The organism is Mucilaginibacter kameinonensis (assembly GCF_003675385.1).
Lineage (GTDB): Bacteria > Bacteroidota > Bacteroidia > Sphingobacteriales > Sphingobacteriaceae > Mucilaginibacter > Mucilaginibacter kameinonensis.
In genome coordinates, this window is sequence record NZ_RCWZ01000004.1 from 351027 (window position 1) to 367318 (window position 16292).

Sequence of the window (16292 nt, forward strand, 5' to 3'; positions counted from 1 at the left end):
ATTGCAACCTTTTGCCTTTAGCCTTTCGCCTCGAAACTACCTGTCCAGCGGCATCCAGGTCTCCATATCCACATGCCCACGGTTACCCCATGCGTAGTATGGAATCAGCCTGATATCAACAGCATTTTGTTTTGGCGTAGATATTTCCTTGTAAAGCTGATTACTCCAATTGTTTTCATCACGTAGGTCGGCTTTACCAACAAGACTCATGATTTCGCTGTTATCTATCCTGATCAACTCGGGTTTAAGTTGATTACCTGCAGATAGCGCTACATTGAAGACCTTTTGTCCCTTAGCCAGATCGGCTGATTCCAGGCAATAAACCACCGGACCTCGTTTTACCGCAACCTGGTTTCGCGTTTCCTCAACCAGCGGGTTGGCTTCCATCAGCGTAACCGGCATAGGCAGATCAAGATCAATTGTCATTCCTTTTTGCCAAACGGCGTTAATTTGAGCATACGTTCCAGGTGTGGTATCCAGTTGCGGCACCGGCTGACCAGCAAGCTTTATACTTGCGCCCTTACACCAGCCCGGAATCCTTAAAAATACCGAGAACGCTTTATTGCCCGGTACTTCATCAAACCGGATGCGGATCTTTCCATCCCATGGATAATTGGTAGTTTGTGTTAGTTTTACCGGCGTGCCATCTTTCAGCTTAGTGGTTATTGTATTGCTGCCATACAGGTTAAACCAAAGGCCTTTATCTGATGTGCTGTAAGCATAATCGCTTACCTCGGCAATGGTACGCACTACATTTGGCGGACAGCAATTGGAAAGTTTGATGTAACCTACCCTATCCTTAGACCAACGCTGTTTAAATGGCAAACTATCCGAATAAGCCAACGGGTTGGTATACAAAAAATTACGTCCGCTAAGGCTAATGCCCGAAAGCACGCTGTTGTATAGCGCTAGTTCCATCACATCAGCATATTTGGCATCACCGTTTACCTGCAGCATGCGCCAGTTCCAGAGCACGTTGCCAATGTTGGCGCAGGTTTCATTATGGGCTGTGAAACTTGGCAGTTGATAATCGCGCCCGTAAGCCTGGTGTACTTTCTGTACATCGTTAGGATTGTAAGAAGTTCCGTCGGGCGAAACGCCGTCGTACAATGCACCGCAGCCACCGGTTATATACATCTTGCGGTTCACGACATCGTTCCACATCAGGTTTAAGGTGTGCATGAGTGTAGTGTCGCCGGTTTCGGCATAAACATCGGCAGCTCCCGCGAACAGGTAGTTGGCTCGTACAGCGTGTCCCATAGCCTGTGTTTGCTGCCGAAAAGGCGTCCTGTCCTGGTTATCGTCTGTGCCATCCTTCATCAAGCCCCGGATATCGATCAGATTTTTAGCCAGTTCCAGGTATCGTGGATCGCGGGTGGTACGGTACATCTCCACTACCCCCATGTAATGCGAGGGACAAATGGCATTCCGCGCCAGTTCGGGCGAGGCAGTTTTATAAAACTTATAAAGATAATCGGTGGCTTTAACAGCCACTTTCAATAAAGTAGTTTTACCTGTAACCCTGTAATGAACACAGGCGGCGGTCATGAGGTGCCCAAGGTTATAAGTTTCAAAATTAAGGCGATCATTAAAAGCCTTTTCCTTACCACTATTCTTGCGTTCTTCAATAAGGGTTGGTGTGTGGATATAGCCATCAGCGCGTTGGGCTTTGGCAATAACAGCTATGGTTTTATCCATCAACGCGTCCAATTTGGGATCATGCGTGGAGGCATACATGCTGGCTACCGCCTCAAACAATTTATAAAAATCGCCGTCATGAAATGGCGGGCCTTCATGCGATCCGGTATCCAGTCCTGCGGCTATCTCAAAATTGCGGTAGGCGTGACTGATCTTCGGATCGGTGTAAACTCGCCACAGGTTAGGGATCATGGTATCGCGGCAAACCTTAAACCTATCGGCCCAGAAGCCGCCTGTCCATTGTACCGCGCCCATATCAAGGCTGCTGAGTTTGGCGTAGTTGCTTTTGCTCGTATTTACCAGCGCTTTGTTTTGGGCCGAAAGTTTTAACGCGCAGCTTAACAATAATGTTATTCCAATATATTCAAAAGTTCTTTTCATATCATTAAGGGATATCAATGAGCAATTTCACTGGGCTAAGCAGGCCGGCCGGTAAAAGCGGGCGACCATCCAACCGGTAAGGCGCGTTTGTCCATGTAATACGTTTATTTTCGGACAGGGCATGATCGCCCATGAGGCGGTTAGCCCAGGTGTTGGTTACTTTGATAGTCAGTTTATTTTCGCCTGATTTGATGGCTTTGCTCAGGTCTACCCGGTAAGGATATGTCCACGCCGTGCCGCAATTGATGCCGTTTACATACACTTGGGCCATGTTGGCAACATTTCCCAGGTCAAGATATGTTTTGGCCCCTGCTTTTCCGGTAAACTGAAACGTGTGACTGTAAACCGCTGTTCCTGAATAATACTTTATACTATCATTGGTATTGCGCGACCAGTCTTCAGGTTGATTGAATGTAACCTGCTTCGCCGGGCCTCCATATTTAGGATCGAACTGTACCTGCCAGTTTGTAAAAGTTTGTATAGTTTTAAAATGAGATGGCTTATTATCCCCGATTTTTGCCACGGAAGAGGCATTTCTGAAAACAATAAAGGCTGAGCCATAAGCGGCCAAATCAAACTTAACATTTGTACGGGTTGATTTACCTGTGCTATACAACTGCCTGATCTCACCAGTTAAAGGATCCCAAAGTTCAGGGATACGGGCCGCTGTCCTCAATGATAAATTAATGGTGCGATTTAAAGCCTGCTGATTGGAAATAAAATAGATATCAAGATTAGCTGAACTGCGATGTACCCATGCGAGATCTTTTGCGGGTTGATTAACTGAATCGGTGGCGATCAGATCACGGGGAATACCTAATTCGTCGAACGTTTCTTTTTGATAAGGGCCGATGAGTACCTTACCTTTCAAAGTGGCTTTCATCCGCTCATTGCCTAATAAAACGGTAGCGCCCTCATTTACCAGTTGCTGAAGCATTTTTACAACCTCAACCGATAATTGCCACGGCTGAGGCGACATCTGACTTACACCGGGGATCACCAGCATGGCATAGCTTGCACCACCTGGCAAAATGATCCTGCCGTTTTTTACCGTGGCTAAACGTAGCAACGCGTCTTTGTTGAAGGAGTCGTAGGCATATCCTCTCAGCGGGTCTATCCAGTTTTCGGGCAACGCCATATTAGCAGAATGGCTTGCATCCTCAATTGAGTTAATGATTGGTACACCTTTGTTGGCTAAGCGCTCTGTTTCCTGCTTTACCCGTTCCTCACCAAAAATCCCCGGCAGGGTGCTAACCAGCCTGTCGGGCAAAATAGCGCGGCGTGGTGTTTCCTCGCCGGTAAAAACAGCGATATCAGCAACCGGGTGCCCCTGTTGCAGCATAGCCTGGCAACGACTGATATAATCAAACCAGGCTTTACCGGGTTCCCACCAGGTTTGGTCGCGCTGGAAAAACAGGCCTATACCGTCGAGCGTCATGCCCGGCTTACGGTCAAGCCATGGGTTATGCACATTTACATGAAAAACATAACGGTTGATGCCGAGGGCAAAATTGCGGTCGGCAGTGGTTTTGAGCATCCCGGGATGTTCATCCCATAATAGCCTCAACTCGGTAAAAGCCTCGGCCTGGATAATATTTTTGCCATAGATGTGCCCACCCGATATGGCATCCAGCATATCATTAGGCTTATCATGCGTAGGGCTCCTAAACCAAAACTCCCCCATCGGGATATCGGCCTTTTGGTAATGCAGCATGCCATCGCTCATCATGGTTGGGGCTACGCTTTCGGCAGTAAATGCGCAACCTTTTTCGTGCGCCAGTTTAGCCATAGTACCGTAGAAATTACCTACCAGTAATTCGGCTATGGTCTGCCTTACATCAGCCAATACTTTTTCAGATTTTTCGGCACTCTCTACCGGTACACCGGCCATTAAAGGCAAATACAGCAACAGGTCATATCCCCTACGCTTCTGAAATTCAGCAGCAAACACCGGCGACCAGTTTTGACTCCCGCATTCCCAGCTATCCACATGAAAGATTTTCAGTACACGCTTTGCCAACTCCGGCCCCGCCTGCTTTACAGCCTCACCGAACCAGTTATCAAACTGTATTTTGGCGGCTTCGGGATTAAACTTATCACACTCCAAACCAATACCGCCACCGCCGGTAGCATTGGTATGCCCGGTAGAAGTGTGCCCGATACGGATAATTGTCCATCTACCTGCCGGTACCTGCCAGTTCAGTTTGCCGTCTACTCCTAATTTATCGGTAAGGTTGATGATCTTGCTTTTATCTACACAAAGGTTAGCCGGCAATTGTGCATTTGTAGTTTGCTTGCTCAAACGCCAAACCTCGCCGGTTTTGCTTTCATATTGATGAATGCGCGGTTCGCTTAATAATTCAATGCCCGATAATTTTAAAGTCGGTTTCCATTTGGCAAAGTCAAGGTCTTCTGCTCCGGGTTCCGAACCTTCTTTATCGTAGGTGAACCTGAAATATCTGGCAGTCGTCGGAGCGATGGAGTTTGTGATCTCAGCATCCCCATCCTGCCAGCCATGGCGTGGAGGCTCCAACCTACCTAACGAGCGATAATTTTTACCGTCATCGCTTACCTCAAGAATCAATCTTTGCGACTGGTAATTACTTGCTGAAGTATGGATAACAAGCGAGCGGCAGGCAAAAGGCTTTTCAAACTCCAACTGCAGCCAGCACTGCTCATTGCTTGTAAAGCTTTTGATATTTCCTTTTTCTGCAAGATATTGCACATCAGTATTTGGCACACTGGTGCTTACTTTCGGATGATCATCATAACTGCTTATCCCCTCGCCCGGGAGTGACGGATAGGCCAGTACCTCGATATCTCTATAATAGTTTTTATAATGCTTAGGAACAGGCAAAGTATCATGATACGCTTTACCGCCTTCAAGCTCAATTTTTGACCATACCACTTTCTGCATGGAAAGCTCCGGGGTTATCCAGGGGCCACCGGCCAGTGCAAAACCATCGCTATCGTGCATAGCCATTTTTACGCCTATCTTGTCGGCTTCCTGCATGGTAAACTTCACCATCGCCCACCACTCCGGACTTAGCTGATTAATTGACGGGGTAATAAAAGGCGGGGTAGCAGGTCCTTTAATGGGCATTAAATACGCTCCTACTATCCCAGCCTGCTTCATGGCCTGCAAATCGGCGGTGATCCCTTCACGGCTTACCGCACCCTGCATCCAGTACCAAAACACCCATGGCTTTGCAGATTCAGGCGGGTGCAAAAAGGCCTGCTCCAAACCATCGTTTAAGCGCGATACTTTACGCTGCTGGGCCACCCCAGGTAAAAACAGGCAGCAAAGGCAAATTGTGAAAACGTATTTCCTCATGGCTTCCTGTTAAATTTTATCTGATACGCCGCGTTTCCTGCCGCCTCAGGTTTACCCTCATATGGTTTTAGGTAAAAACTGTATTGATACTTTTTGGCGGGAATGCGGTATTGCTCCAAAGGCTCGGCCACTTCCGACCAGCTATCGTTACCGCCTACGCCCATTTGCATCAGGTCGATATTCAACGTAATAAATCCTGCATCCATTAGCTTATTGGTGTGCTTTGCTTTTTGAATATTCTCTTCGATATAGGGCCAGGCACTCATACTCAACAGGCTATCGGCAGTGATCAGCAAACCGCCCGTTTTATGGTGCAGCAGCATCCAGCGTACATCCGTACGGTTGCCGTTTTCCTGGGGCACAACATAGGGTTCCATAAATTGACCTATCGATTGTGAGTAGATACCTGCTTCCGAGCCGGTACGCCTGTCGATATAGTTTTCAAAAGGCCCCCGACCATAATAGCTGATATTACTATCGGCCTGTGCAATTCCCATTTGCATACCAACTTTAGGAAGGTTTGGCAAACCTGGTTTAGCGTCAAAAGTATAAGCAACATTCAGCAAACCGTTACCGCGAATGGTATAACTTACTTGTACCGAGGCACTATCGTTAACCATAGAATAAACACTTGTAACCACTACCGAACCATCTCCGGCTTTTTGGCCTGAGATCTTTTTCAGTATCGGCACAGCCTTAAACCATGCCGCCAGTTTCTTTTCCATCTTCCAGCCACGATGATCGTTATCGGTAACCGGTCGGGTAAAATGTGGCAATAAAGGGGCGAACACCTGCTGAGCGCCTTTGTACAGGTACGAGGTTAAAGCACCATTTTCTTTGCTGATGCCTATCTCAAAATCCTTTCCACTGATATGATAAGCCTTATCATCTTCAGATAATTTGGTTTCTGGATAACGCTTATCATTAGCGTTTGCGGCTAATGTTTTAGGATAGGTTAGTTGAAACTGGTCGCTCGCTATTTCGTATCCTTTGCTTGCCCATGGCTTATCTTCGGCCAAGTTAAAGTGAATATCGGCCAGATATTCGTGATTGGGTTTTAAATTGGGCAGGTATTGTTTAATGCTGATGCTTGTATCATGCCCGGCTGCAAGGTTGATATGGGGCATTTGTTTTTTCAGGATGATATTGCCGTCTTCCTTCAACTGCAGGGTAACATCGTAATCAGCCAGAGAAGCCACACTATGCCAGTTTTTGATGTGGATAGTTGCCTTATCGGCATTAACCAATTCACAAACCGCGGGCTGAAAAACGTGCTTGCATTCGTAAATGGCAGGCTTTGGTCGCCCGTCGGATGCTACGATGCCTTTAATGGTAAAATTATCAAAATAGCGTTCGCCATAATCTCCACCATAGGCATAGTACGCCTTGCCTGTGGAGTCATATTTTAGTAATCCCTGATCCTTAAACTCCCAAATTGCTCCGCCAATAATCCGCTTTGTCGATCTCCACTGATCCCAAAACTCCTTTAAGTTTCCGTTAGAGTTGCCCATCGCGTGCGAATACTCTACAAAAAATATCGGGCGGTTGTCTCCATTTTGCTGATTGGCCAGCAAAGGTGCGGTATAAATGCCGGGGTACATCCGGCTTACGATATCCACATAAGGCTGATCGATAGGGTTCTGCAACCTGTGCGAGTGGTCATTAGTTTTAGGATAATGCGGATCGGTTGGGTCGATGTAACCTTCGGCCTGTGGTGTGCCCTGGGCGGGCTCATAGTGTACCGGACGGGTAATATCAAAATCATGGATCCAACCGGCCATAGCCGCATGGTTTGGCCCTCTGCCGGCCTCGTTTCCCAAACTCCAGATGATCACACTTGGATGGTTTTTATCGCGCATCACCATGCGGGTAGCCCTATCGAGATAAGCGCCGGTCCACATGGGGTCATTACTGAGCTTTGATCCCAGGCCATGGGTTTCCAGGTTGGCCTCGTCTATAACCAATATGCCATATTCATCGCACAGATCATACAGGTGGGGATCCATTGGGTAATGGCTGGTGCGGATACAGTTAAAATTGAAACGCTTAATGGTGCGCACATCACTCAGGATATCCTCGCGCGATAATGCCTTTCCTTTTACCGGATCATGATCTGGCCGGTTTACGCCGTACAGGTAGGTTACTTTTCCGTTGATGAGTAGTTTGCTGTCTTCCTTGCTAAACTCGATGCTTCTGATCCCCACCTTGCAGCTTTTAACCTCCAGGGTTTGGCCCGTACTATCGATCAGGGATAAAGTAAGTGTGTACAGGTTTGGCTTTTCATCGCTCCATTTTTCCGGGTTTTTCAGCGTGGTTTCCAGCAAACCGAATTTTACGTTATCCAACCGGGGATAGATCTCATTAATGATGCTTTCCACACTTCGCTCCAAAGGTTTCTGCAATATTTCTTTATTATTTCTATCGAAAAGCCTTGCTTCAATTTTATAACCGGGTACAGCTTTACCTGTCAGGTTTTCAATCCGCGGACGGATACTGAAAACAGCGTCTTTGTATTGCTTGTCGAGTTTTGCCTGCCATTGAAAATCAGCTATACGCAATTTAGGTTCGGCTAACAACATTACTTCACGGTGGATACCACTCATGCGCCACTGATCCTGGTCTTCCAGGAAATAACCATCGCTCCAGCGGATCACCTGTACCGATACTACATTTTCACCTGCTTGCAGGTATGGCGTAATGTTAAACTCCGAGGGCAAAAAGCTATCCTCGCCATAACCTAAAAACTTGCCATTCAACCAAACCTTAAAACCCGAACTTACACCGCCGAAATGCAGGGTGATGTTCAGATCCTTCCAGTTGGCAGGCAAAGTGAACGTACGCTGGTAACTGCCAACGCCATTATAATCCTGCGGTACATGAGGCGGGTTGACCGGTCGGAACGGATAAACCGCACTTTTATAAATAGGCTTATCATAGCCCTGCATTTCAATACTTGAGGGTACAATGATCTTCTTCCAGCCACTTACCCTGCTTTTATAAAAATCTTTAGGTGCGTCGGCCGGTTTTGCTGCGTAGCTAAAATCCCAGTAACCATTCAGAGATAACATTCTCCCCGATCTCTCCCTGTCACCCGCCAGTGCATCTTTAATATTGCTGTACGAATAGGCCGTGGCGCGTGCCGCATCCCGGTTTATACCGTCAACTAATGGATTTTCCCAGGGGTCGGCATCATAAACCGTTGGCGCGTTGGGTATGGCAGCGGGTGTTTTATCAACCAGCTGCGCGTAAAGCCCTGTTGATGAAAATGCTGTTAAAAGCAGGATATTTATGAGCCGTTTCATCATTTTTTTGCGCTATAGTTTATAGTGTACTGTTTTTGTTTTTGGATGGTAAGTTCATAAGTGCCGTTCCCTTTTGCAGTTAATTCCCCCTCTTTGCAAACCGGTTTGGACGTACTTGCAAACCGCAACAGACCCGTTCCGGTACTGCTGCTTACTTTAATTTGTTTAGTACTGCACGATACTTTGATATCCCCATTAGCAGTTGGCACGCTGCCATTCATCCATTGCAAACCGCCCAATTGCGGCTCAATAATATATTGCTGATAACCCGGTGCTGTTGGTTTTACACCGAGATAATATTTACCCAGCAAGTATATCGGACTTGCACCCCAGGCATGGCAAAGGCTTTTACCAAACGGTCGTCCGTACATGGCGTATCGGTCGGCACCGGTTTTAGCGGGATTGTATTCTTCCCAAAAAGAGGTAGCGCCAAGGTTGAGCATGCCACCCCAATAGTCTTTCATTTCTTTGATCACATAACTTTGCTCGCCCATGGCACAAAGCGCTTCCAGTTCGTAAAAGCGCATGTAGGGCGTAGTTATCTTTTGGATCTTGTCATTCAGCAGCACGTATTTTTTAATTTCCTGATGTTGGCCTGGGTTCAGGTAATTGAAAAATATCGAGAACATATTGGTGTAGCGGGTCACATTATCGCTTTGCTTACCATCAACCAGGCTGTGTATAAAAGCGTGTTTATCACTGTTCCAGTACAGGGAGAAGATCTTCGATTTCAGATTTGCCGACAGTTTTTGGTATTGATCGTTACCTGTTTTATCATCCATGATATTGGCGCATAGGGCCATGGTTTCCAGGCTACGGCAGAGCAGTAATTGCTCAAAGCTTACCTCTCCTTTTTTGCTGAGTTTATCGGCCCAGTCAATAAACACCCAATCGCCGGGCAAGCCTTCCATCAAGCCATTTTTATCGCGGCGTTGCAGGCAATAGCTCATCAGGCTTTGCATGCGTGGATACATTTGTTTAATGAAGCTTTTATCGCCGGTGTACTGGTAGTAATCATAAATACCCATGAACCAGTAAAAGGTATAATCCATAATGGTATTGATATGGCTTGTTACAGGGTCTTTACCGCGGAGGGCATACAATGTTCTGGTTACCGTTGGCGAATCAAAATACAGGTAATAGTTCATCAGGTAGCTTTGATAAGCATCGCCCGACCAGATCCACCTGTCCCTCTTGATGCCATCGATAAAAAACTCGCGGGTGTTCAGGTGCAAGGTATAGGCAGAAACATCCCAGATCTTGTTGATCAGTTCGTCCGAACATTTAAAGCTTCCACGCTGCTCAACCTGCGAATATTCATAAAGCATCGAAACGTCATCGGCAGTCACACTATCATCAAACAATATATTGATGTAACGGAAAGCACGGGAACCCTGCATGGTATAATCGGCTTTCTGAGGCTGATCGATATAAACACTATCCAACAGTTCACAATTGGTTAATGATAAAGCTTCTTCCTTTGATTCGCCGTAACAGAATTTAACATTGCCTTTGCCTTTTAAGCCGATAAGCCTGGCGTATCCAAAGGTTTCTTTGCCAAAATCAACTACAATTGAATGCTCCTTCCGTTCGGTTTTCTCAGGCTTATACTCCTCTGTTGGTAAACGAAATGCTGAGGGTAATTTATCAACCGAATCAAAATTCCAGTTACCGGCATTTACATATTTTGTGGCCGATACATCTGAAGTTTTCCCAGATTCGTCAATCCATTCCTTATCTTCATAAGTTACCAGCCATGAGGTATCTGACACCAATTGCTGCCCCTTAACAAATATGGCGGGAGCAGCAGCCTGGTTATAGACTTTGAGACTAAGCCTGTGCCTGCCAGCCGGCACATAAATTTTTTTAGGGTAACCGGCCAATGCCTTACCATCAAGCTTTACATTGTATTGCCCCTCAACAGCCAGTTCGACCGTTTCGGGCTTTGTTAGCGTAAAATCCTTATGAAAATCAACCAGTACATAATGGCTGTCGAGTTTCCAGAACGGCGGAAAGAAAGCGCCCCGCTCGGTACGGCGGTTCTGCATCCGGTTACTCAGCCATACTTCATAATCGCCTGGGTACCAGATCCAGGTAGCTTTTTGTGCCTTGGCGATATCAGCAAAAAGCATAAAGCTTAGCAGCGCGATAAATACACGGGCCTTATTGAATTTTATATGGGTAGATGTTTTATGCATTTTAATGTCCGTTAAAAATGAGGTATAAGGCGATCATGACTACCGTAAGTAGCAGCCAGGCTATTTTTACACGCCGGGTAGGCTTTGCAGTATTTTCTGTTTCAGATTGTTCGGCAACATACACCGCGGGTGTCTTATCAAGCAATGAGATCAGCACAGCCGATACAGCCAGGAAAACAAATATGAAAAACGACAGCATCAGGTAATGCGGCCAAAAGCTGTATTTATCGGGCGGTAACACCCACAGGTAAACTACCCCAGTCCCCAAACTAAAAGCCGAACCTACTGAAAGAATGATATTCACCGCCTTACGGGTTGTACGTTTCCAGTAGACGGTAAGCAAAAAAACCACAGCCAGCGGTGGGGCGATAAAACCCAATACCGATTGAAATACATCAAACAAATTGAGGCCTTTAATGCTGTCAATAGCCAGCGCCATACCTATAGCAAATACGCAGCCGCCAATTACGGTGTAACGCCCTACCCTGATGAGATCTTTATTAGTGGCATTGGGGTTAATCTTTTCGGCATAAATATCCATGGTAAACACGGTGCTCAGCGAGTTGAGCGATGAGCCGATGGTGCCCACCAAAACCGCTATCAACACTACAATAACCAGTCCGTTCATCCCCGGAGGGAAAAGATTAGTAACCATGGTCATGTAGGCTAAAGCAGGATCGCTCAGATGCGGAAAAAGGATAAAACACAGGATACCCGTTAGGATAAACAGCGGCAGCGATAATATTTTCAGCCAGCCAATAAAGTTAACGCCAAGCTGCCCCTGCTCCAGGTTTTTAGCCCCCAATACCGATTGAACCATAGCCTGATCTGTACAGAAAAAAGCCACCGCCGATACCGGGTAACCCAGCAAAATAGCATACCATGGGTATTTAACATCGCTTGCCGGGTGGATAAGGTTCCAGTAATTTGCGGGTGTTTGATGAAATACGGCCGATAAGCCTCCGGCTTTGTTTACACCTAAAACAGTCAGCGTTAATGATACGCCGATAAGCAGCAACATCTGGAAAACATTTACTTTGGCAATAGCCTTTAAACCGCCGGTAAACGCGAATAAGCCAGCGAAAGATACCAGCACAATAACCGATTGCCACATCGGGATACCCAATATCTGCCTCACTAAAAAACCACCTGCAAAAAGGCCTAATGAAAGCCAGGAGATCAGCATTTTGATAAGCGCGTACCAGGCCAGGATATTACGGGTTGAATCGCCATACCTATTACCCATAAATTCGGGCATGGTTGACACTTTGGCCGCGATGTATTTAGGCGCGAATACCAGGGCCAGCAGCATCAGGAAAACAAAAGCATACCAATCGAAATTAACTGCTACTATACCTGTGCTGTAACCGATGCTTGCAAAAGCCAATAACATAGATGGCCCCACATTGGTGCCCCACATGTTAAAGCCAATACTTGCCCAACCCAAAGATTTATTGGCCAGAAAAAGCGTTTCGTCCGTTTTGTTTTTATTGCTAAAGCTGGCGCGGAACCCGATTATCATTAAAATGATCAGGTACACGGCAACCGCCGAGTAATCAAGCAGCGTAAGGCGCGATACGATATTGCTCATGCCCAATATCATGCGCTTAACTCATTTACGGTTAAATTAAACTCGGTCAGGATCTCATCAACCTTTACGGGCTTACCGGTTTGTAACGACCGATCCATGGCCTGAAGCAGGGCGATGGTGCCGATACCTTCTTTTATGTCCGGGTAAGCGGTGTAGCCTTCGGTGATGCTATCGGCAAAGTACTCGAGGTAGTTTTGATACTCGCCGGCGTGGTGGCTTTTGCCCTCAAACCTGAAGTAGTGTTTTAGTTTATGCTCCCAGGTAATGATGCGTTCTTCGCCGGTGTTATCGGTGATGGCATAGCGTAAATCCATGTAATCGCCCTGGCTGCAGCCTTCGGTACCGCGTAAAATGCAGCTCATTTCACTGTCGCGGGTAACGGGTTGCACCGGCCCGGTGTAACAACCGCTCACGCGTGCAATGCGGCTATCTTTTGCTTTGAATATAAAGTGCATGGTGTCGGGGTTCTTCAAGCCTCCTTTTGCACCATTAGCACTTAACATGCCGTAGCCCATCACCTCTTCAATCTCCGGCAGATACCAGCGGATAAAATCAACCGGGTGACTTAAGCCGCCGTACAACCATTTAAAAGCCTGTTGTAATGACCATGGCTTCGCTAAAAACCAGCGATGATCAGCATGGTAGTAAGCCTCAACAGTAATTAAATCCCCTATCAAACCTGCCTCGTAATCTTTACGCTGCTTTTTCATCGGCTCAAAAAACCGCGAGCTTTGGCCTATAAATACTTTTTTGCCGCTTTGCTCAACCAGTTCAAGCAGCTCGGCCGCTTTGCTCAAATCATCAATAAATGGCTTGGTACATACCACGTGTTTGCCATGCAGTAAAGCCTGTTTAACGTGCTCGGCATGTAAATGATCGGGTGTGTAAATGGCAATGATATCTATTTCGGCATCGTTGAGCATGTCCTGATAACTGGTGGTATAGTTATGAAAGTTAAACTCCTCCGCGCGGTGTTTGCACATTTCAATATTCATATCGCATACCATTTTCAGTTCAAGCTTTTCGCTTTTCAATACTGCCGACATGGTGCTGCGCCCTTCGCCTAATCCTAATATTCCTATTTTCATTTTATATCTTATTGCTGATGCTTTAATTTGTATGAACAGGTCTGAATTCAACCCAAACCTCGCCCGACTTTGCACCGGGAATGCCTTCCTGGTATTTCTTCATCAGGCGGTTCCATTCATTTACCCTCGGGTTATTTTCGGTGGTTTTAGGGTTCAGTTTATCAAGGCTTTCGCCTTTGGGAATGCTGATGACCAGCATTAACTGCCTGCCGCTTTTGAACACGAGCAATTGCTGAAAATTTGCGTTGCAAAAGCCTTTGGCTACCTCCGGCCAGTTCTTAAACTGTGTGGCATGGTAGTTTAAATATTCTTGCTGAAGCTTAGGCTCATTAACCAGGTTGGCGGTCATGACTATATTTTCCCACTGTTTGGCCCTAATGGTATCCGCGCACATTTTCCGGTTAAATGCGTAGAAAGGTTTTTCGTAGTATTTGATCGAATCCTGCGGATATGATTTCTTTATTTCCTTAAGTACACTTTCGGGATTTGGGATGTGGAGGTAAATGGTAAAATGATTTTTCCATTGGCGAATGTCGTCAATATCACCGTCTACACTTTTGCCGATATCGAACAACCCGTCATAGTCAAAGTGGGCCTTATCATGTGTAATAATTTCAATAACAGCCGGGCGCACAATCAAGCGTGGTTTTACCTTAGCTACAGCCTTTGGTTGGCTGGCCTTTTTGGGAAGAGGAAGATCACAAGCGCTTAAAATCGATGTAAGGCATCCTCCAAAGAAGGTTATAAACATCAAATATTTTCTCAACTGCCTCATTCCATTTTGTGATTAATGGGCCAATTGTCCCGGTTTACCGATTTGTATTTAAGCAAATATTTATAAGCTGCTTCCAACCCCGCGGCATTTTTAACAGCGGCATCAACCTGCGGACCGTTATTTTCCCAGACATTGCCGGGGCCATTGGCATTCTTCAAAAATTTATCTGCCGGGCACCAGTTGTTTTTTAGGGTGATGTATGACGATCCCTCATCAGTATACAAGTAAAACCAATGCTGCGGATCATGCGCGTAAGGGGCTTTGTAAATGCTATCCACATAGTTATCACTGATAACCGAACCGGGCTGCGCCGATAGCGTGTAGATAGCCGCCACATCATACATATTGCGGGCATAGTGATGAATTTTATTGGCCGTGACGCAGTTATCGCTCATGGCGTTAACGGTCTTGGTCCAGCCCCAGCCCATGCTGATGCCGGTGTAGTTTATATCGCAAACCTCGTTATGCATTATACTGATACCTTTTACATAGCCCGCCCCAATGCCCACACAGCCCCAGTCTTCGTTAGTAGCGTCGGTGATTAAATTGTTGGTAATGGTATCGTTGGTGCAAATCTCCCGCTTATCACCTGGGTTATAGGGTAAATGCACTTCTTGTGCTTCATCAGAATATACGCCGTCAAGTATCGCAGTTCCTCCAAGATCTTTAAACAGGCTGCCTTTAACCACATTATTATGTGTGCCACGCTGAAAATCTAAGCCGGTTGAGGCCATATGTTCAAAACCGCAGCCATCGAAGTTAATATGTGATGCATAAGCCACTTCAACCGCTGCCTTTGGCCTGCCTACCCACGCCTGGTTTTCCAATCCTTTTTTATCCGGCGTACCGGGAATTTTCAGTTTATAGGCATCAAGCATATACATTCCCGCCTGGTGCGGAACCAAACCTTCTTTTGAAGGGCGAAGCCAGCTGCTATGTTCAAAACTGATATTTTTAAAGCTGATGTAATTAACCGTGTTATCAACGGTGCCCTGCATTTTAACCAGGGTTTCCAATTGAGGGACTGTTGCCGTGGCCGTTTGCAAATCTTCTCCCTTGCGGGAGATGTAGTAAATTTTGTTAGTCCTGCGGTCATGATACCACTCGCCGGGTTTGTTTAAAAAGCTGATGGCATTGCTGAGATAAAAAGCTGAATTACCTGTTTTTTTGGAGATCCAGGGCGCGGGCCAGGGGTGCTCTGACTGGATACGGCTTTCGGGCTGATAAAATGATAAGCGGGCGCTATCACCCATCACCTTAACAGCTTTAACACGTAAAATAGCAATGGCCCACCACTGGTGAATAAACATCTCCATCCCCTTGAGATGAGAGGTATCTACCGATGCCGACCATGGAATTACGCAAGTCTGAGTTTTATGATCCCAGGAAAGGATGCGGTTCATCAATGGCGCTTCGGTATCCCGGGCACGAACAGCCTTTTCGTTGTTCACCCATAGCTGCCTGAATTGTAAGGGCTCATCGCCGATTACAGGGCCATCAGCAACCCAAACTTTCGCTTTAGCTTCCGCGGGCAAACCCGGAATTTTGTTGTTGACTTTATGCCAGCCATTTACTTTGATACCGCCGCTTAAAATAGTTTTACCAATGCCCTCGCCCTCAATAATAGTGGGGCTATCGGCAGTACCTGAGTCTTCCGGACGGATAAATAACGGCTCATTTAAATAGTAAACTCCCGCTGCTACCCTGATATAAATGCCACCTTTTATCGATGCGTCATTTAAGCGCCTCAATTCACGGGCTTTCCTGATGGCCATGGCTACGGTAGCCAGCGGCTGTTCTCGGGTACCGGTATTGGTATCAGAGCCTTTAGGTGATACCCAGATTTCGGCCGCAAAAAGGCTGCCTGTCAAAATAACATTTAACAGAAATACCAAAACAATGATGCGGCGGATGTTCATTTATAT

The 16292-nt window shown here is 46.4% G+C and carries 8 protein-coding genes; all 8 read right to left on the reverse strand.

All coding sequences use genetic code 11. From position 1 onward, the window contains the following. Positions 1 to 36 precede the first annotated feature (36 nt). From EAH55_RS19815 to EAH55_RS19850, 8 genes are read right to left on the reverse strand one after another with little or no spacing between them, the layout of a single operon-like run. Positions 37 to 2079 carry an aceric acid hydrolase gene (locus EAH55_RS19815; protein ID WP_121811183.1) on the reverse strand — a complete coding sequence of 681 codons (2043 nt, stop codon included), beginning with the start codon at positions 2077 to 2079 and terminating at the stop codon, positions 37 to 39. A 4-nt stretch (positions 2080 to 2083) separates the two neighbouring features. After that, complete coding sequence (locus EAH55_RS19820) at positions 2084 to 5413, reverse strand: glycosyl hydrolase (protein ID WP_121811184.1); 3330 nt, start codon at positions 5411 to 5413, stop codon at positions 2084 to 2086. After that, complete coding sequence (locus tag EAH55_RS19825) at positions 5410 to 8718, reverse strand: glycoside hydrolase family 2 TIM barrel-domain containing protein (protein WP_208644894.1); 3309 nt, start codon at positions 8716 to 8718, stop codon at positions 5410 to 5412. The genes EAH55_RS19820 and EAH55_RS19825 overlap by 4 nt, the downstream gene beginning before the upstream one ends. Further along, on the reverse strand, positions 8715 to 10913 hold the full coding sequence (locus tag EAH55_RS19830) for an alpha-L-rhamnosidase-related protein (RefSeq protein ID WP_121811186.1): 2199 nt from the start codon (positions 10911 to 10913) through the stop codon (positions 8715 to 8717). The genes EAH55_RS19825 and EAH55_RS19830 overlap by 4 nt, the downstream gene beginning before the upstream one ends. A 1-nt stretch (position 10914) precedes the next feature. After that, positions 10915 to 12504 carry a sodium:solute symporter family transporter gene (locus EAH55_RS19835; protein WP_121811728.1) on the reverse strand — a complete coding sequence of 530 codons (1590 nt, stop codon included), beginning with the start codon at positions 12502 to 12504 and terminating at the stop codon, positions 10915 to 10917. 8 nt (positions 12505 to 12512) lie between these two features. Continuing rightward, on the reverse strand, positions 12513 to 13592 hold the full coding sequence (locus tag EAH55_RS19840) for a Gfo/Idh/MocA family protein (protein WP_121811187.1): 1080 nt from the start codon (positions 13590 to 13592) through the stop codon (positions 12513 to 12515). 22 nt (positions 13593 to 13614) lie between these two features. Further along, the gene (locus EAH55_RS19845; protein ID WP_121811188.1) at positions 13615 to 14367 is read right to left on the reverse strand and encodes an L-rhamnose mutarotase; all 753 of its coding nucleotides are present in this window, start codon (positions 14365 to 14367) and stop codon (positions 13615 to 13617) included. Further along, positions 14364 to 16286, reverse strand: a complete 1923-nt coding sequence (locus EAH55_RS19850) for a right-handed parallel beta-helix repeat-containing protein (protein ID WP_121811189.1) — start codon at positions 16284 to 16286, stop codon at positions 14364 to 14366. Before EAH55_RS19850 ends, EAH55_RS19845 begins: the two co-directional genes overlap by 4 nt. Positions 16287 to 16292: the final 6 nt, after the last annotated feature.

Coding starts and splice junctions, on each gene's coding strand:
- EAH55_RS19815 (WP_121811183.1), bottom strand. CDS start 2,079: ATGAAAAGAACTTTTGAATATATTGGAATAACATTATTGTTAAGCTGC.
- EAH55_RS19820 (WP_121811184.1), bottom strand. CDS start 5,413: ATGAGGAAATACGTTTTCACAATTTGCCTTTGCTGCCTGTTTTTACCT.
- EAH55_RS19825 (WP_208644894.1), bottom strand. CDS start 8,718: ATGATGAAACGGCTCATAAATATCCTGCTTTTAACAGCATTTTCATCA.
- EAH55_RS19830 (WP_121811186.1), bottom strand. CDS start 10,913: ATGCATAAAACATCTACCCATATAAAATTCAATAAGGCCCGTGTATTT.
- EAH55_RS19835 (WP_121811728.1), bottom strand. CDS start 12,504: ATGAGCAATATCGTATCGCGCCTTACGCTGCTTGATTACTCGGCGGTT.
- EAH55_RS19840 (WP_121811187.1), bottom strand. CDS start 13,592: ATGAAAATAGGAATATTAGGATTAGGCGAAGGGCGCAGCACCATGTCG.
- EAH55_RS19845 (WP_121811188.1), bottom strand. CDS start 14,367: ATGAGGCAGTTGAGAAAATATTTGATGTTTATAACCTTCTTTGGAGGA.
- EAH55_RS19850 (WP_121811189.1), bottom strand. CDS start 16,286: ATGAACATCCGCCGCATCATTGTTTTGGTATTTCTGTTAAATGTTATT.